This is a genomic window from Curtobacterium sp. NPDC092190, from assembly GCF_044755625.1.
GTDB lineage: Bacteria > Actinomycetota > Actinomycetes > Actinomycetales > Microbacteriaceae > Curtobacterium.
In genome coordinates, this window is the sequence record NZ_JBIVRJ010000003.1 from 392,537 (window position 1) to 409,411 (window position 16,875).

The 16,875-nt window shown below is 72.3% G+C and carries 16 protein-coding genes; 7 read left to right on the forward strand and 9 right to left on the reverse strand.

All coding sequences use genetic code 11. The features are described from left to right. Positions 1–30: 30 nt before the first annotated feature. A complete protein-coding gene (locus ACIQFY_RS09685; protein ID WP_326495611.1) occupies positions 31–780 on the reverse strand; it encodes a TetR/AcrR family transcriptional regulator in 750 nt (249 codons plus the stop codon). 121 nt (positions 781–901) lie between these two features. Here ACIQFY_RS09685 and ACIQFY_RS09690 point away from each other — a divergent pair, with 121 nt between their 5' ends. Continuing rightward, positions 902–1,831, forward strand: a complete 930-nt coding sequence (locus ACIQFY_RS09690; protein WP_400339662.1) for an NAD-dependent epimerase/dehydratase family protein — start codon at positions 902–904, stop codon at positions 1,829–1,831. Between the two features lie 176 nt (positions 1,832–2,007). On the opposite strand, the gene ACIQFY_RS09695 is transcribed toward ACIQFY_RS09690, so the two are convergent. After that, positions 2,008–3,828, reverse strand: coding sequence for a DEAD/DEAH box helicase (locus ACIQFY_RS09695; protein ID WP_400339664.1), 1,821 nt, complete (start codon positions 3,826–3,828; stop codon positions 2,008–2,010). 182 nt (positions 3,829–4,010) lie between these two features. On the opposite strand from ACIQFY_RS09695, the gene ACIQFY_RS09700 reads away from it, so the two are divergent. The 4 genes from ACIQFY_RS09700 to ACIQFY_RS09715 all read left to right on the forward strand — a co-directional run bounded on the left by ACIQFY_RS09700 (position 4,011) and on the right by ACIQFY_RS09715 (position 8,721). Then, complete coding sequence (locus tag ACIQFY_RS09700; RefSeq protein ID WP_066652372.1) at positions 4,011–6,251, forward strand: MDR family MFS transporter; 2,241 nt, start codon at positions 4,011–4,013, stop codon at positions 6,249–6,251. 119 nt (positions 6,252–6,370) lie between these two features. Continuing rightward, positions 6,371–6,961, forward strand: coding sequence for a TetR/AcrR family transcriptional regulator (locus ACIQFY_RS09705; protein ID WP_066652370.1), 591 nt, complete (start codon positions 6,371–6,373; stop codon positions 6,959–6,961). Between the two features lie 180 nt (positions 6,962–7,141). Continuing rightward, the gene (locus tag ACIQFY_RS09710; RefSeq protein WP_400339669.1) at positions 7,142–8,164 is read left to right on the forward strand and encodes a hypothetical protein; all 1,023 of its coding nucleotides are present in this window, start codon (positions 7,142–7,144) and stop codon (positions 8,162–8,164) included. Positions 8,165–8,298: 134 nt separating this feature from the next. Next, a complete protein-coding gene (locus tag ACIQFY_RS09715) occupies positions 8,299–8,721 on the forward strand; it encodes a VOC family protein (protein ID WP_400339672.1) in 423 nt (140 codons plus the stop codon). Between the two features lie 6 nt (positions 8,722–8,727). Here the strand turns inward: ACIQFY_RS09715 and ACIQFY_RS09720 are convergent, their stop codons facing one another. Then, on the reverse strand, positions 8,728–9,012 hold the full coding sequence (locus ACIQFY_RS09720; RefSeq protein WP_251155310.1) for a hypothetical protein: 285 nt from the start codon (positions 9,010–9,012) through the stop codon (positions 8,728–8,730). Positions 9,013–9,076: 64 nt separating this feature from the next. Here ACIQFY_RS09720 and ACIQFY_RS09725 point away from each other — a divergent pair, with 64 nt between their 5' ends. Beyond that, positions 9,077–9,385, forward strand: a complete 309-nt coding sequence (locus tag ACIQFY_RS09725; protein ID WP_400339675.1) for a hypothetical protein — start codon at positions 9,077–9,079, stop codon at positions 9,383–9,385. A gap of 54 nt (positions 9,386–9,439) precedes the next feature. Here the strand turns inward: ACIQFY_RS09725 and ACIQFY_RS09730 are convergent, their stop codons facing one another. Beyond that, positions 9,440–10,252: a glycoside hydrolase family 16 protein gene (locus ACIQFY_RS09730; protein WP_326495605.1), complete on the reverse strand. Its 813-nt coding sequence runs from the start codon at positions 10,250–10,252 to the stop codon at positions 9,440–9,442. A 295-nt stretch (positions 10,253–10,547) separates the two neighbouring features. On the opposite strand from ACIQFY_RS09730, the gene ACIQFY_RS09735 reads away from it, so the two are divergent. Further along, complete coding sequence (locus ACIQFY_RS09735) at positions 10,548–11,426, forward strand: DUF808 domain-containing protein (protein ID WP_326495604.1); 879 nt, start codon at positions 10,548–10,550, stop codon at positions 11,424–11,426. Between the two features lie 128 nt (positions 11,427–11,554). Here ACIQFY_RS09735 and ACIQFY_RS09740 read toward each other — a convergent pair whose 3' ends face one another. The 5 genes from ACIQFY_RS09740 to ACIQFY_RS09760 all read right to left on the reverse strand — a co-directional run bounded on the left by ACIQFY_RS09740 (position 11,555) and on the right by ACIQFY_RS09760 (position 16,828). Further along, on the reverse strand, positions 11,555–11,770 hold the full coding sequence (locus ACIQFY_RS09740) for a hypothetical protein (protein WP_326495603.1): 216 nt from the start codon (positions 11,768–11,770) through the stop codon (positions 11,555–11,557). A gap of 101 nt (positions 11,771–11,871) precedes the next feature. Further along, positions 11,872–13,821 (reverse strand): potassium transporter Kup, encoded by a 1,950-nt coding sequence (locus ACIQFY_RS09745; protein ID WP_400339679.1) that lies wholly within the window; start codon positions 13,819–13,821, stop codon positions 11,872–11,874. 444 nt (positions 13,822–14,265) lie between these two features. Further along, complete coding sequence (gene mtnN, locus ACIQFY_RS09750) at positions 14,266–14,970, reverse strand: 5'-methylthioadenosine/S-adenosylhomocysteine nucleosidase (RefSeq protein WP_251160560.1); 705 nt, start codon at positions 14,968–14,970, stop codon at positions 14,266–14,268. A gap of 47 nt (positions 14,971–15,017) precedes the next feature. Continuing rightward, positions 15,018–16,133 (reverse strand): sensor histidine kinase, encoded by a 1,116-nt coding sequence (locus tag ACIQFY_RS09755; RefSeq protein ID WP_400339682.1) that lies wholly within the window; start codon positions 16,131–16,133, stop codon positions 15,018–15,020. Next, complete coding sequence (locus ACIQFY_RS09760) at positions 16,130–16,828, reverse strand: response regulator transcription factor (RefSeq protein ID WP_209683887.1); 699 nt, start codon at positions 16,826–16,828, stop codon at positions 16,130–16,132. The genes ACIQFY_RS09755 and ACIQFY_RS09760 overlap by 4 nt, the downstream gene beginning before the upstream one ends. Positions 16,829–16,875 lie beyond the last annotated feature (47 nt).

Sequence of the window (16,875 nt, forward strand, 5' to 3'; positions counted from 1 at the left end):
CCGCCGCCCCGTCCACGGGGTGAGATCGGCTCATCCGGGCGCTGCGAGCCCCAGATCGTGCGCGAGGCGGACGATCACCTCGTCGAAGTACGCCGCCGGGTCGGTCACCGAGCCGACCGCGTGCCCGAACAGCTCGAACGACAGGACGCCGAACACCGTCGTCCAGGCGATCAGGGTCCGCAGGACGACCTCGGGCGAGGGGTCGTCGTGGAGGCCGCGCTCTCGTGTGTAGGCGACCGCGTCGGCGACGGCGCCCGGCGCTGCGGGCCGCGAGCCGATCGTGGGACCGGCACCGAGCCTCCAGTCCGGAGCCAGCTCGGACCCGGCGACCCCCGACCACGCGTCGGTGACGACGCGGACGAGCACGTGCGTCGTCCGCGAGGCGGGCTCGACCGTGTCCTGCGGTGCGACGTACCCGGGCACGGGTGAGCCGTACAGGAGCGCGAAGTCCCCGGGGTGCCCGATCGCCCACTGTCGGACGGCACGACACGCGGCGACCCAGCGGCCGACGTGGTCGGACCGGTCGACCGGCGCCTCTGCCGCCTCGACCGCGGCGCCGAGTTCGTCGTAGTCGAGCACGAGCAGCGCGGTGAGCAGGTCGTCGCGGCTCGGGAAGTACCGGTACACGGCGGAGGACACCAGGCCGACGTCACGAGCGACGGCGCGCAGGCTCAGCTGCGCCGGTCCCTCCTCGGTGAGCCGGGCGCGCGCGGCCGCGAGGATGCTCGCGTGCACGGCCTCCCGTGCCAGGGACCGGGCGGTCCTCGCCTTCTCCACCATGCCGTCAAGCGTGTCACGGGAGAGCACCGCACACAAACGAGAGCACTGCTCTTGCAATGGAGTGCGTCCGGCTGCATGATGGCTTCCGAGAGCACTGCTCTCCCGAATCCCAGGAGGAACCATGCCCCGTCACCACGTCGTCGTCGGCGCCGGCCCCGTCGGTCGCCACACCGCGGCACTGCTGTCCGAGCGTGGCGACGAGGTCATCGTCGTCACGCGCTCCGGACGCGACACCGGTCTGCCCGGGGTCCGCCACGTCGGCCTCGACGCCGCCGACGCGGACGCCCTGACGGCCGTCGCGGACGGCGCGGCAGCACTCCACAACTGCGCGAACCCCGGTGACTACACGCAGTGGGAGCGGGTGTGGCCGCCGCTGGCGTCCTCCCTCCTCACCACCGCCGAGCGGACGGGTGCCGTGTACGCGATCACCGGCAACCTGTACCCGTACGGCCCGGTCGACGGACCGATGCGCGCGGACCTGCCCGACGCCGCGACCGACCACAAGGGCGTCCTGCGGGCCCGGATGTGGGCGGACGCGCTGGCGGCACACGAGGCCGGACGCATCCGCGCGGTCGAGGTCCGCGGCTCGGACTACGTCGGCCCGGGCACCGGCGTCAACGGGCACGTCACGCGGGTGCTCCCGACCGCGCTGCGGGGGAAGCCCGTCACCGTGATCGGGCGCGCGGACCAGCCGCACTCGTACACCGACGTCGGCGACGTCGCGCGGCTCCTCGTCGCCGCGGCGGACGACGAGCGGTCGCACGGCCGGACCTGGATCGTCCCGACCAACGCACCGCGGACCCAGGAGCAGGTCCTCACCGAGATGCTCCGGACGGCCGGTCGGCCCGCCGTCCGCGTGCGGTCACTGCCGATCGGCCTGCTCCGCGGGATCGGCGCGGTGTCCCCGTTCATGCGGGAGGTCGCGCAGCTCGGCTACCAGTGGTCGGCCCCCTACGTGGTCGACGACACCGCGACCCGGGCGCACTTCGGGTTCGGCCCGACGCCCTGGGACGAGGTCTGCCGCCGCACGGTGGACGGGCTGACCGCCTGAGCGGACCCGACGGGAGGCGCGACCCGCGACGGGCGGGCGGCTCGCGTCCGTCCCGGGGTCGGCCCGGCAGGGAGCAGGGGGCAGGGCCGGTGGGGTCGGGCGACGCGACTGCGCGACCCCGTAGGACGGGGTCGCGCAGCGGATCAGTGGCCGGTCAGGGACCGACCGATGGCTGGTCAGTGACGGGGCTTGCGTGCCGGACGGTCGTCGTCACGGCGGTCGTCACGGCGGGGACGGTCGTCCCGACGGGGCGCACGCGGTCCGCGGTCGTCGCGGTCGTACCGACGGGCACCACCGCGGCGATCCGGCGCGATCTCGATGAGCTTCCCGCTGATCCGGGTGTCCGCCAGTCGGTCGAGCACGCCCGGGTCCATGCTCTCGGGCAGCTCGACGATCGAGAAGTCGGGTCGGATCTGGATCGCGCCGAAGTCGTCGCGCCGCAGGCCGCCCTCGTTCGCCAGGGCGCCGACGATCTGGCGCGGCTCGACGCGGTGGCGACGCCCGACCTCGATCCGGTAGGCGGTCATCGGCTGCGAGCGGCGCGGCCCACGGTCCTCGCGGCCACCACGGTCGTCGTCACGGTCGCGGCGCTCACCACGGCGGCCGTCGCGGTCCACCTGGTTGCGGAGCTGGTCGTCGGCCGGGTCGAGCAGCAGCGGCGAGTCGCCCTGCGCCACGACCGCGAGCGCGGCCGAGACGTCCTCGGCGGGCACGTCGTGGTTGCGGACGTAGTGGGCGATGACGTCGCGGAACTTCTCGATGCGGTCCTGCTGCTCGAGCGCCGCGGTGATCGCGTCGTCGAACCGGCTCAAGCGCGTCTCGTTGACGTCCTCGACCGTGGGCAGCTGCATCTGCGTGAGCGGCTGCTTCGTGTGGCGCTCGATGGCCGACAGGAGGCGACGCTCGCGCGGCGTGACGAAGCTGATCGAGTCGCCCTTGCGGCCCGCGCGACCGGTGCGGCCGATGCGGTGCACGTAGGACTCGATGTCGACGGGGATGTCGAAGTTCACGACGTGGGTGATGCGGTCGACGTCGAGGCCACGGGCGGCGACGTCCGTGGCGACCAGGATGTCGAGCTTGCCGGACTTCAGCTGGTTGACCGTGCGCTCGCGCTGCGCCTGGGCGACGTCACCGCTGATCGCCGCCGCGGCGTACCCGCGGGCGCGGAGCTTCTCGGCCAGGGCCTCGGTCTCGCTCTTCGTGCGGACGAAGATGATCATGCCCTCGAAGTCCTCGACCTCGAGGATGCGGGTGAGCGCGTCGACCTTCTGCGGGTACGACACCATCAGGTAGCGCTGCGTGATGTTCGCGGCGGTCTTCGTCTTGGTCTTGACGGTGATCTCGGACGGGTCGTTCAGGTACTGCTGCGAGATGCGACGGATCTGCGCGGGCATCGTCGCCGAGAACAGCGCGACCTGCTTGTCGTCCGGCGTCTCGGCCAGGATCGTCTCGACGTCCTCGGCGAAGCCCATCTTGAGCATCTCGTCGGCCTCGTCGAGCACGAGGTACTTCAGCTGGGACAGGTCGAGCGTGCCCTTCGCGATGTGGTCCATGATGCGACCGGGCGTACCGACGACGACGTCGACGCCACGGCGCAGCGCGGACAGCTGCACGCCGTACGCCTGGCCGCCGTAGACGGGCAGGACGTGCACGTGCTTCATGTGCGACGCGAACTGCTCGAACGCCTCGCACACCTGCAGCGCGAGCTCACGGGTCGGCGACAGCACGAGGGCCTGGGGCACCTTGCTGCCCGACTCCATGCGGGACAGGATCGGCAGCGCGAACGCCGCGGTCTTGCCGGTGCCGGTCTGCGCGAGGCCGACGACGTCGCGCCCCTCGAGCAGCGTCGGGATCGTCGCTTCCTGGATGGCGGAGGGGGTCTCGTAGCCGATGTCCTTGACGGCCTTGAGCACCGGATCGCTCAGGCCGAGGTCGGCGAAGGTCACCACGGGCCCCTCGTCGGCGGTCTCGGTGGCGGTGGCGGTGTCCGTGCTCATGGGGAAACGGTACCTCGGACGGCGGACGCCCGCTGACGCGACCGGGCGAGCGGTGGCCGGACGGGAGGCGCGTGGCGGCGCCGCGACGCGCCTCCCGTCCGTCGCCGTTTAGTTGCATTCCGGAACCACCGGATGTACCGTTGCGCGGTCTGCAAAGTTACACAGTACGAAAAAGGAGTTCGATGACCGCCACCGCACCCGTCTCGGTGCAGCAGGGCCGCGACACCGCCGGCCCCGACGCGGCGACCGGCGCGCACGCGCCCGGCACCTCCGGCCAGCAGCCGCTCATGACGCACCGCCAGATCCTCCTGGTGATCTACGGCCTGATGGCGGGCATGTTCCTGTCGTCCCTCGGCCAGACGGTGTTCGGCACGGCGATCCGCACCATCGGCGACGACCTGCACGGTCTCGACCAGCAGGCATGGGTGACCACGGCCTACCTGATCACGTCGACGATCGCGACGCCGATCTACGGCAAGCTCTCCGACATCTTCGGCCGACGGCCGCTCTACATCTTCGGCATCGTCGTCTTCATCCTCGGCGCCGTGCTGTCCTCGATGTCCACCTCGATGCTCATGCTCGCGGCCTTCCGTGCCGTGCAGGGCATCGGCGCCGGCGCGCTCATGTCGCTGCCGCTCGCGATCATGGGTGACATCCTCGCGCCGCGTGAGCGTGCGAAGTACCAGGGGTACTTCCTCGCCGTGTTCGGCATCTCGTCCGTCATCGGACCGCTCATCGGCGGCCTGCTCGCCGGCTCCTCCGAGATCCTCTGGATCACCGGGTGGCGCTGGGTGCTCCTCATCAACGTGCCGATCGGCGTCGCCGCGCTCATCATGGTGATCGTCTTCCTGCACCTGCCGAAGGTGCACGGCAAGGGCGACAAGCCGAAGGTCGACTGGTGGGGCGCGACGGCCGTCATCGTCACGCTCGTGCCGCTGCTGCTCGTCGCCGAGCAGGGCCGCACCTGGGGCTGGGGCTCGCCCGCCGCGATCGCCAGCTACGTGATCGGTGCGCTCGGACTCGTCGCACTGCTGCTCGTCGAGTCGAAGATGGGCGACGCGGCGATCATCCCGCTGAAGCTCTTCCGCTCCGGCACGTTCTCGATGGCGACCGTCATCGGGTTCCTGGTCGGCTTCGCGATGTTCGGCGCCATGCTGACCATCCCGCTCTACCTGCAGATCGTCGTGGGCCTGACCCCGACCGAGTCGGGCTTCGCCACACTGCCGCTCGTCGGTGGTCTGATGATCGCGTCGATCACCTCGGGCCAGATCGTCGCCCGTGTCGGCCGCTACCGGATCTTCCCGGTCATCGGCACGTTCCTGGTGTCGGCCGGCTACGTCGTCCTGACCTTCATGACGATCGACAAGCCGCTCTGGTTCCTGATGATCGGCATGTTCCTGATCGGCCTCGGGCTCGGCTCGGTCATGCAGTCGCTGACCCTGGCGTCGCAGGGCTCGGTCGAGGCCCGGGACATGGGCGTCGCGACCAGCTCGGCGACGTTCTTCCGGCAGATCGGCGGAACGCTCGGCACCGCGGTGCTGCTCTCGATCCTGTTCTCGGTCATGCCGAGCAACATCCTGACGGCGACCGCGAACCAGGCCGACCTGAAGCCGGCGCTGTCGGCCGCACTCGACCCCGCGGTGGCGAGCAAGCCGGCCAACCAGGGCGCGATCGACACGATCTGGGCCCCGATCACCACCCCGCTGCAGCAGACCGTCCAGGGGAAGCTCGACGACGCCTCGGCGCAGGCGAAGCAGGCGGCCGACCAGGCCGTCACGCAGCAGGTCACCGCGGCCGTGCAGCAGCAGGTCGCCGCCGGTGCCGTGCCCGCTGCCGCGGCGCAGGGCGTGATCGACCAGCAGGTCGCAGCGGCCACCCCGGCCGCAGAGTCCGCAGCCCTCGAGGCCGTGGCGGACGAGGCGCACGCCAGCGTCCAGGACGGCACGGTGTCGGTCGACTGGTCGAACGCCTCGCAGCGGTCGTACTGGGTGGACGAGCTCACGCCGGCCCTGGCGAAGCAGATCGACGACGGTGCCAGTTCGGACTCCGCGGCGACGAGCACGAACGACACCTCGTTCCTCACCGGCGCCGACAGCCGCCTCACGCGGCCGTTCATGGCGGGCTTCAACGCCTCGTCCGTGACGATCTACTGGGTCGGACTCGGCGTGATCCTGCTCGCCTTCGTGCTCACCTGGTTCTTCCGGGTGCCGCCGCTGCGCCAGCGCTCGGCGCTGCAGGAACAGCACGACGCCGCGAACGGATCCTCGTCAGACGGCTCCTCGTCCGACGGCTCCTCGTCCGATGTCGACCGCTCGGCGCCGTCGGCCGAGGCCGAGCTCGAGGCCCGCGCCGGGCTCGCAGCAGCCGAGGCCGGATCGTTCACCGGGCCGATGACCGGCTCCACGCCGACCCAGCGTCGGTGACCCCCGGCCGCCCGCACCCCGCCCGGGGTGCGGGCGGCCTCCCCGTGCCGGACCCGTCCGGCGCAGACGACCCGGCCCACCGCAGCACACGGTGGCCGCCCAGCACCACAGGAGTGCACGTGAGCACCACAGCAGCACCGGAGCCGGTCACCGCACCGTGCACGTTGCGCGAGCGGAAGAAGCAGCAGACCCGGCAGGCGCTCCACGACGCCGCCCTGACGCTCGTCTCCGAGCACGGTCTCGACGGCGTCACCGTCGAGCAGATCTGCAGCGACGCCGACGTCTCCCCGCGGACCTTCTTCAACTACTTCACGTCGAAGGCGCACGCAGCGCTCGGTCTCGACACCGTCGAGGTTCCGGAGTGGGCGGCCACGCGCTTCGCCGAGGCGGACGGCCGACTCGTCGACGACCTGTGCGTCCTGATCGCCGCGACCGTCCCGCTCTCCCAGGACCGCCGCCGGATGAAGGAGCTCCTCGTGCTCCGACCCGAGATGGCACCGATGGTCATGCAGTGGATGGCCGAGTCGCGGCAGTCGCTCCTCGCCACGGTCTCGTCGCGCACCGACGAGCAGACCGCTCGCACGGCCGTCGGACTCGTGCTGTCCGCGCTGTCCGAGGTCGCGCACCGCGACACCGTCGGTGACAGCGACGAGCTCGCGGTGAAGCTCCGCACCGTCGTCGCCGAGATGGGCGCGATCGCCGCGTCCTGATCCGCGCCCGCAGTGCGGCTCACGGGCGCACAGCGCTGCGGGGTTCCACAGGGTCCCTTCGGGAAGCCGCAACCGATCGTCCGCGAGGGTTCCTCGCCGCCTACGCTCGCGGCACCGGACGTACCCGACGACCGGTCCCGGCGCGGTCTCCTGACGCTCCGGGGATCCGCGAGGAGCACCATGCAGCACGTCCCGAGCGCTCGGTCCGCAGCGCGCACCACCGCAGCGGCCGCCGCCGTGCTGGTCGCCGCCGCACTCGGCGTCCTGCCGGCCGCCACGGCCCGGGCCGCCACCCAGCCCGTGTCGGCGTCGACAGCGTCGTCGTCGCCGACACCGGTCACCCCGCCGACGACGGCGGACGTGCCGTCCTGGGCAGGGGCCACCAGCGAGTCCTCCCCCCAGGTGCTCCCGACCGTCCGGGCCGGCGAACCGTCCTCCGCCGACCTGCGCGCACGGGACGCCGACGGAGCCACGTACTCGCTCACCACCGCGGACGGCGCCACGGCCCACCTGGACGACGGGCTGACCTTCGCCCACGGTGTGCTCTCCGGCACCCCGACCCACGCGGGCACCGCCACCGTGCGGGTCACCGCGACGACCGCGGTCGGCTCCGCGGAGCACTGGGTGCGCTGGACCGTCCTGCCCGCTGCCGCCACCGGCGTCGGCGTGGTCGTCCGCACCGTCCCCGCCGCGTCGGACGGTACGTACACCTGGGTCGGTGCCGACGGCAGGGTCTACCCGGATCCGCTGGGCGTGGCGCCCGGCGGCTCCCTCACGCTCGAACCGTGGACGACCGACCGGTTCGGCAACACGGTGGCGGTCGCCGAGGACGCCGAGGTCCGTGCGAGCGACGACGCCGACCGGGTCGACCGCGCCGACGGGCCCGTCACGGTGACCTTCGCCGGCGCGGCGTCGCAGACCGTCCGGGTGTCGGTCGACGGCACCGCGACCACGTTCCCGGTGCGGGTGACCGGTGGACGGGCGGCGACCGCTCCCGAGGGAGACGCCACCACCGCAGCTCGGGTCGGGCAGGACCCGGACGGCGGTCCGTCGAACGCCCGCTCGGTCGCGGACACCGCCGGCGAGCTCGCCTGGACCGGGGCCGATGCCGCCGTGCCGATCGGCTGGGCCGTGGCGCTCCTCGCGCTCGGTACGGCCGTGGTCGGACTGCGCCGGGCCCGTCGGACGCGGCACCGCGCCTGAGCCGGGCGGCCGGTCCGAGACGCCGGCGTCTCGCCACGATGCCGGCGTCCCGGCACGACGACGGCGTCTCACGTCGACCACGGACGGGGAGGCCGAAGGGGGCCCGCCGGCGAGCACCGGAGTACGGTCAGCCCATGGACGGCACAGCCCCGACCCCGTACCTCCTGCTCCCCGGTACCGCCCGCACGGCGCTCGCCCGCTGGCAGCAGGTCTTCGGCGGCGACGTCCGCATCACCTCGTACGAGGAGGCCGCTCGCGAGGACGGGCCGCCCGGCGCCGTGGCGCACGGCGACCTCGTCGGCCCGGTCCGGCTCTTCGCCGCCGACACCGGCCCCGACGACACCGCGCTCGCGGTCTCCGGTCTGCTGTTCGCCCTGCTCGGGAGCGCCCGGCCCGAGGTGCTCCGGCGGTGGTTCGTGGACCTGGCCTCCGACGGCACGGTGGTCGACGACCTCCAGGAGCGGCCGTGGGGCGACTGGGACGGAACGGTGCGCGACGCGTTCGGGGTGACCTGGTTGATCGGGTTCGAACGGTCAGCGCTCGACGACCAGGACTGACCAGCCTCAGTCCGTCGGGTGTTCGTCAGACCCGAGCGGGAGCAGGGGCGCCCAGAACGCGTCCGGGCCGTCCGTGACGACGGCGTCGGCCTCGAAGCGGAACCCGTACCCGCGCACGAAGTCGAGGGCTGCGACCCGCTCGTCCTCGGCGTCGTCGGACGCAGCGTCGGGGAGGTGCACGCCGTGCCCCATCCGGACGCCGGAGTCGCTGATGAGTGTGAGGTCCCACCGGCCCTCCTCCGCGCGCTCGATCCGGACGACGGCGGCCTGTGCAGCGGTGAAGTCAGCCATGCAGCGGATCCTACGGACGGCCGCCCGGGCGCGTTCAGGGTGCCGACGCCCGTACCCTGACCGCATGGACACCCCACAGCCGTCCGGCACGACGAAGCGCCGGATCACCCTCGACCTCGGTCGCCCCATGCTGACCTGGGGAGCCCGACCGACGGTGACGATCGACGGTGTCGGTCACCCGGCCCAGTGGGGCACCGGCACGTGGGCGGTCGCCGACGACGGGTCGACCCGGATCGGCGTCTCCTGCTTCAACCGCCTGTGGCACTTCGGCACCGCCAGCGGCACGGTCGGCGATGCCGACGGCTTCGCCTACCGCAGCGGCGCACTGCCACTGGGCCGCGGTCGGCTGACCGCCCGTCGCACCGCGGGCTGAGCCCGGAGGCGCGGTGCCGGTGGGTGGTCCCGCTCACCGGCACCGCGCCTCCCGTCAGTCGTAGATCGCGATCCAGTCGACGCTCACGTGCCCCGAGGCGCCCGCCGGCACGCGCCCACCGGTGTCGGTCTCGGCCTGCAGCGTGACCCGCATCGGCTTCGTCGGCACGGCCTTCGTCGTCGACGCGACCAGCTTGCCGTCCCAGAAGAAGCGGACCACCTTGCTGTCCCACTCGGTGGTGGCGACGTGGTAGCTGCTCGTGTCGGTGGCCGCGAAGGTCTCACGCTCCGGCTGGAAGGTCATGGCGCCGTTCCGCAGGCTGCCCGGGACGGCCGACGCGGGTCGGGGCTTCGCGCCGAGGGCCGCTTCGGGCCAGTCGATCTCGCCCTCGTTCCACCGGTCGCTCGACGGCCACAGGATCACGACGAACTTGTACCCGGGGGTCTTCGTGGTCTTGTAGCGGATCGAGACGCGGCCGGTGCGGTGCGGCGCGTACCCGTCGGGCATGACGGCCGCGGCGAGCGGCTGCCCGCGGTCGGACCGCAGCCAGAAGTCGAGCGCACCGTTCTGCACGCTCAACACCTTCGACGGCGTGTAGCGCCCCTGACCGCTCGTGTCGGAGAACCCGTCGTACAGGCCCATCCCCGGGTACTTCGCGGCGACCCTGCCCGCCGGAGCGGCCGAGGCGAAGTCCTGCCGGTAGGTCTGCTTCCAGGTCCGACCGTTCGACACGACGTTGCCCTTCGGGGCGGAGGTCGTCGCGGTCGCCGTCGGTGCGGCGGATGCGGAGGGGGGAGCCGAGACATCGGCGACCGCGCCGACTGCGAGCACGGCGACGGTGAGGGCTGCGACGATCGAGGACTGCAAGGGGCGCTCCTGCCTGTGGGCGCCGACGTGGGTGGCGTCGGCGGACCGTGGTGGTGGTGCTCGGTGTGCCCTGCTGTGTCGGCTCGGGAAGGGCTGCCGTCAGTGAAACGACGGGTGGCTGCCAGGCAACCCCCAGCGGCGTACCCCGTTCGCGCGAGCAGAACGGTCTGACTGCGCGCCGCTTCGGGGATGTCGGCGCGGACCTGCCGTCACACGTACCCCGATCTGGGGGAAGCGCCGGCCGGTAGGAGGGCGCGGGACGGACGCCGGTGACCGCTCCAGTAGGGTGAGCGACATGTCAGTCGGGTTGCTCGCCGTGGTGGACGACATCCTCTCCGCGGCCCTCAAGGCCAGCGCGAAGACCGCGGGGGTCGTGATCGACGACGCGGCGGTCACACCGCAGTACGTCCAGGGACTGCAACCGGCTCGCGAACTCCCCGTCGTCGGGCGCATCGCGCTCGGCAGCCTCTTCAACAAGTTCGTCATCATCATCCCGTTGGCGCTGCTGCTGTCGGCGTTCGCCCCGTGGGTGCTGCCCTGGCTGCTCGTCATCGGCGGCACGTACCTGTGCTTCGAGGGTGCCGAGAAGGTCACCGAGTGGTTCGGTGTGCACCACGAGGCCGCCGGCGACGCGCAGCCGACAACGGAGCCCAAGCTCGTCTTCGGTGCCGTGCGCACCGACCTCATCCTCAGCACCGAGATCATGCTCATCGCCCTGTCGAGCCTGGACACCGGGCTCGACTTCTGGCCGAAGGTCGGTGCCCTCGCGCTGATCGGGCTCGGGATGACGGCCCTGGTCTACGGCGCCGTGGCGCTCCTGGTGAAGGTCGACGACATCGGCCTGCAGATGATGAAGAACGACTCCCGGCGGACCCGCCGTGCCGGTGCGCGGATCGTGCGCGCGATGCCGACGGTGTTCCGGGTCATCAGCGTCGTCGGCACGGTCGCCATGCTCTGGGTCGGTGGGCACCTGGTGATCGCGAACCTGGCGGAGACGTTCTGGGCGGGCCCGGAGGAACTGCTGCACGTGGTCGAGCACGCGGTCGAGGCCGCCGGCCCGGTCGTCACGTGGATCGTCGACACCGCGGTGTCGGCCGTGTTCGGGCTCGTGCTCGGCATGGTCGTGGTCGGCATCGTGCTCGGTGTCGGTCGCCTGCGGGGCCGCGCGCACTGACCCGACCGGGCTCCCCCGACGGCACGGTCCGCGCGGTCCTACTGGCGCGCTGTGGACGTGGCCGGCAGGTCGTCACCGCGACCGGGCGGAGTGCTGCGGCGGCCCGGTCCGGCCGAGGGACGGCGGCCTCAGGCGTCGCCGACCGCGGTCTCCCACTGGTACCAGGCCTCGAGCTGCGCCTGCGCACTGCCGAGGGCGCTGTGCGACCCGCGCACCGATCCGTCCTCGGACTCGAGCTCGTACTGCCGCTGGAGCGTGATGTGGGCCAGCACGCGGCCGTCGGCCCACGCCGACCAGGTGGCGTCGCTGTCCTGACGCCAGGTGAGGTCGTTCCGGTGTGCCATGGTGCGGCTTCCGTTCGGTGCCGCAGGAGCCCGGGTGGCGGAACGACCCGTCGGACGCTACGCCGTCCGCCTGGACGGTGCTCAGCCGCCCGGGACGGCGCTCAGAGCTCGACGTCGCTGCCCATCGTCACCGTGCGCTGTGCCGGCACCCCGAAGCGCGCTGCCGGATCAGCCGCGTTGTGCGCCAACCCGACGAAGAGCTTCTTCCGCCAGCGCGCCATGCCGCGGTTGCCGGCCTGCGGTCGGAGCGCACCGCGCGAGATGAAGTACGACGCCCCGGCGATCGCCTCCGGATCGACGTCGAGCACCTCGGCCAGGCACGCGGCGTGCAGGGCCCGCGGCAGGTCCTGGTCGTCGGAGAACCCGAACTTCACCGTGATGTGGTCGATGCCGTCGTCCTCGTACCCGAGGTCGTCGCGGAAGAACGCCTTGGCGTGCGGCACGTGCGGCACGTTCGCGGTGAGCACCGAGACGATGATCACGGTCCGGTGCACGACGTGGTTGTGCTCGACGTTCGCGCGGAGCGCCAGCGGGGTCGTCTCCTTGTTGGGGTGCGGGAAGATCGCGATGCCCTCGACCCGTGGGACGTGCTTCGTGTTGATGCGCTCGATGAACTCGGCGAGCGACCCCTCGCGTTCCTTGCGTTCCTCCTGCACGAGCTGCCGTCCCCGGCGCCAGGTCGTCATCAGTGTGATCACCGCGAGGGCGATGAGCAGCGGGACCCAGCCGCCGTGCACGATCTTCGACAGGTTACCGGCCAGGAAGGTCAGCTCGAGCCCGCCGAAGACCACCGCGGCCAGCACGAGCTTCCACGTCGCCCAGTGCCAGAGCGGCTTGACGACCAGGAGCAGCAGCAGCGTGTCCACGACCAGCGCGCCGGTCACCGACACCCCGTACGCGGTGGCGAGGCTCGCCGACGACCGGAAGGCGAGCATGATCGCGAGGACACCGATGAAGAGCAGCAGGTTGACCGCCGGCAGGTAGATCTGGCCGCCTTCCTCCCGCGAGGTCTGCCGGATCGTCAGGGGCGGCAGCAGCCCGAGCTGGACGGCCTGGCGCGTGAGCGAGAAGGCGCCGGAGATGACCGCCTGGCTCGCGATCACCGTGGCCATCGTCGCGAGCACGACGACCGGGATCTGCAGGGCGTCCGGGAAGAGCAGGAAGAACGGGTCCTTCGCCGCCGAGGGGTCCTGCAGCACCAGCGACGCCTGGCCGAGGTAGTTGAGCACGAGCGCCGGGAACACCACGAAGAACCAGGCGCGGAGGATCGCCGGACGGCCGAAGTGGCCCATGTCCGCGTACAGCGCCTCGGCCCCGGTGATCACGAGCACGACCGCGCCCATCGCCACGAACGTGATGTACGGGTGGGCGACGAGGAATGAGATCGCCCAGGTCGGCGAGAGCCCCTGCAGCACGCCGGGGTGCGCGACGATGTGCGGGACGCCGGCCGCGGCGATGACCACGAACCAGAGCAGCATCACCGGGCCGAACAGGTTGCCGACCTTGCCGGTGCCGAACCGCTGCACGAGGAACAGCAGCACGAGGATGACGGCCGCGATCGGCACGATGAGGTGCTCGAGCGACGGCGCCGCGGTCGAGAGCCCCTCGACCGCGGAGAGCACGGACACGGCCGGGGTGATGACCGAGTCGCCGTAGAAGAGCGAGACACCGATGATGCCGATCACCAGGAAGACCGTCGCGCCCCCGCGCCGCTTCGCGTAGAGCCGGCGCGCCAGTGCGGCGAGCGCCATGACCCCGCCCTCGCCGTCGTTGTCGGCGCGCATGAGCACGAGCACGTACTTGATCGACACGACGATCGTGACGCTCCAGAACATGATCGAGATGACGCCGTAGACGTCCTCCTGGTTCGCCTTCACGATGCCGCCGTCGATGGTGAACACCGTGCGGAGGGCGTACAGCGGGCTGGTGCCGATGTCGCCGAACACGACGCCGAGGGCGGTGAGGGCGAGGGCTGCGATGCCCTTCGCCGGGCCGTGCGAGGGGTCGTCGACGGTGTCGCTCGTCGGCGCCGGGGAGCGGGTCTCGGTCACGCTCGTCACTTCCGTCCGGGCCGTCCGGGCGACGGCCGCGGATCATCATCGCACCGGCGGAGCGTCGAGGCACTCGGCTGGCGCCCAACCGTGCACGAGTGTGCGGAGACCGGCTGTCGTGCAGGAGTCGTACCCCGCCCCCTCGACGCGTACAGGAACCGCGTCCTACCGTTCGGGTCGATGCGAGCGCGGACGTCCCGCGCACGGAAGGAGTGCACCATGGACCTCGACGGGTTCCAACCGGCCCAGCTGATCGTCTTCGTGATCGCGGTCGTCCTGGTGTTCGGCGGCCTGATCGCCAGCCGCCGGCGTCGCTGACCCGGCGCTCACCCGGTCTGCCGCCACGCGTGTCCGACACGGGCGCCCGACGGACGGGAGGCGCGGGACCGACGGGTGCCCTGCCTCCCGTCCGGTGGGCGGTGGCGGTCGCTGGTGGTCGCCTCCTCAGGCCGCCAGGTCGAGCAGGACGTCGTGCGCCACGCGCGCTGCGCGTGCCGACGCGTCGTCGAGGTGCTCCCGGAACTCGTCGCCGTCCGGTGCGCACAGGTCGCTGATCCCACGGATCGACAGGAACGGCATGTCGTGCACGTGCGCGAACTGCGCGATGGCCGCGGACTCCATGTCCACCGCTGCGACCGCGGGGAAGACCTCGCGCAGCGCACGGGCGCGACCCTCGGTGACGAAGACCTCGCTCGAGCCGATGGTCGCGGATCGGATGCGGTACGGCGTCCGAGCAGCGGCGGCGCGGGCGAGCATGCGGGAGTCGGGCGCGTACTGCGGCGGCATCCCGGGGACCTGCCCGAGCGCGTAGCCGAACGCCGTCGCGTCCGCGTTGATGTTCACGTAGTGCTCGCCGACGACGACGTCACCGATCTCGATGCCGCGCATGAGCCCGCCGGCGGTCCCGACGCTGAGGACCGGGACGGTGCCGAAGTCGTGGAAGCAGTGCGCGACGGCGGCCGTCGCGTTCGTGAACCCGATGCCGCTGCGGCGGAGGGCGACCACCGATCCGCCGACGTCGAGCAGGTGGTGCTCGTCGTGTCCGCCCACCGGCCCGTCGTCGATGACGACACCACCCAGCAGGGTGGCGACGGCGGAGAGTTCCTCGGTCATCGCGGCGATGACGACGGCGACGGGCGTTGCTTGCACCGACCGATCCTCGCACGGAGCGGCCCGGCTCCCGTGCACGACGGCGCTCACGCGGCGGAGGACGGCCCGGCCGGGCACCCCGTGGCGGGCAGTGCCACCTCGACGACGAGACCGCCCTCAGGACGTGCGGCGACGTCGAGCGTGCCACCGTGCGAGGTCACGATCGCCGCGACGATCGCCAGACCGAGACCGGCGCCGGCGTCGTCCTCGCGCCGCCGCGAGGCCACCCGTTGGAACGGCTCGGTGAGGGTCGGGACGACCGCGGCCGGCACGACGGCACCGGGGTTCTCGACCACGACGACCGACGCGCCCTGCCGGGTGCCCGTCGTGACGCGGACCCAGCCGTCCCCTCCCGGGCCGACGTTGTGGACGACGGCGTTCTGCAGGAGGTTCGTCACGAGCTGGAGCAGCAGGGACGTCGAGCCGGTCGTCCACGCCGTCGCCGTGACGGGCGCGACGTCGATGCCCCGCGCCTCGGCGAGGGGCAGGACGGTCTCGACGGCCTCGTCCGCCAGGAGCGACAGGTCCACCCGCTCGCGGTCCGGGAGCTCCCGGCCGGCTCGTGCGAGCACCAGCAGGGCCTCGGTCAGGTCGACCGCCCGCTCGTTCACGTCCCGCAACCGCTCGAGGACCCCGGCCGGGTCGCGGTCCGGCTCGCGGGCGGCGACCTCGAGCAGCGCGCGCGTCGTGGCCAGCGGCGTCCGCAGCTCGTGCGAGGCGTTCGCCGCGAAGCGCTGCTGCTCCGCCACGTACGCCTCGAGCCGCCCGACCATGCCGTCGAACGCGTCGGCGAGGTCACGGAACTCGTCGCGTCGCCCGGGGAGCGCGACGCGGTGCGCGAGCGACCCGGCCGCGACCTGTCGCGTGGCGTCGGTGATCCGCTGGAGCGGCGCCAGCACCCGGCCGGCGAGGAACCACCCGCCGACCAGCCCGACGACCACGAGTCCCACGGACACCGCGGCCGCTGCGGGGACGAACGCACGGACGAGGTCGGCACGGTCGGGGACGTAGCCGTCGGTCGTGGCCAGGTTCCCGACGGGCACGTACCGCAGGAGGAACACCCAGACCACGGCGAGGATCAGCGCTCCGGTGAGCACCACCACCCCCGCGTAGCTGAGGGCGAGTCGCACCCGCACGCTGGCGCCGCGGCGACGGTCGGTCACGAGCCGCCGTCCGTCACGCCGCCGGCACGCGGTCCGTCGGTGTCGATGCGGTAGCCGACGCCCGGCACGGTGGCGATCACCCACGGCTCCCCCAGACGCTTGCGGAGCGCCGACACCGTGATCCGGACGGCGTTCGTGAAGGGGTCCGCGTTCTCGTCCCAGGCGCGTTCGAGCAGCTGCTCGGCACTCACCACCCCGCCACCGGCGCGGACGAGGACCTCGAGCACGGCGAACTGCTTGCGGGTGAGGGCGACGTGGTGGCCGTCGCGGAAGACCTCGCGGCGGAACGGGTCGACCCGCAGCCCCGCCGCTTCGAGGACCGGTGGGCGGTGCTCGCCGCTCCGCCGTGCCAGCGCGCGGACGCGGAGCACGAGCTCCCGCAGTGCGAACGGCTTCGTCAGGTAGTCGTCAGCACCGACGGCGAAGCCGGAGACCTTGTCGTCGAGTCGGTCGGCCGCGGTCAGCATGAGCACCGGGACGCCGGCGTCGGTCGCGACCAGGTGTGCGGCGACCTCGTCGCCGGTCGGCCCGGGAACGTCCCGGTCGAGCACCGCGACGTCGTAGCGGTTCAGCGCGAGGAGCTCGAGCGCGGCGTCCCCGTCCTGCGCGACGTCGGCCGCGATGGCCTCGAGGCGGAAGCCGTCGCGGACGGCCTCGGCGAGCAGGGGTTCGTCCTCGAGGATCAGCACACGCACGGCACCGATGCTAGGCGGCGGTACGTGTCGGGAGCGTATGCGGAAAC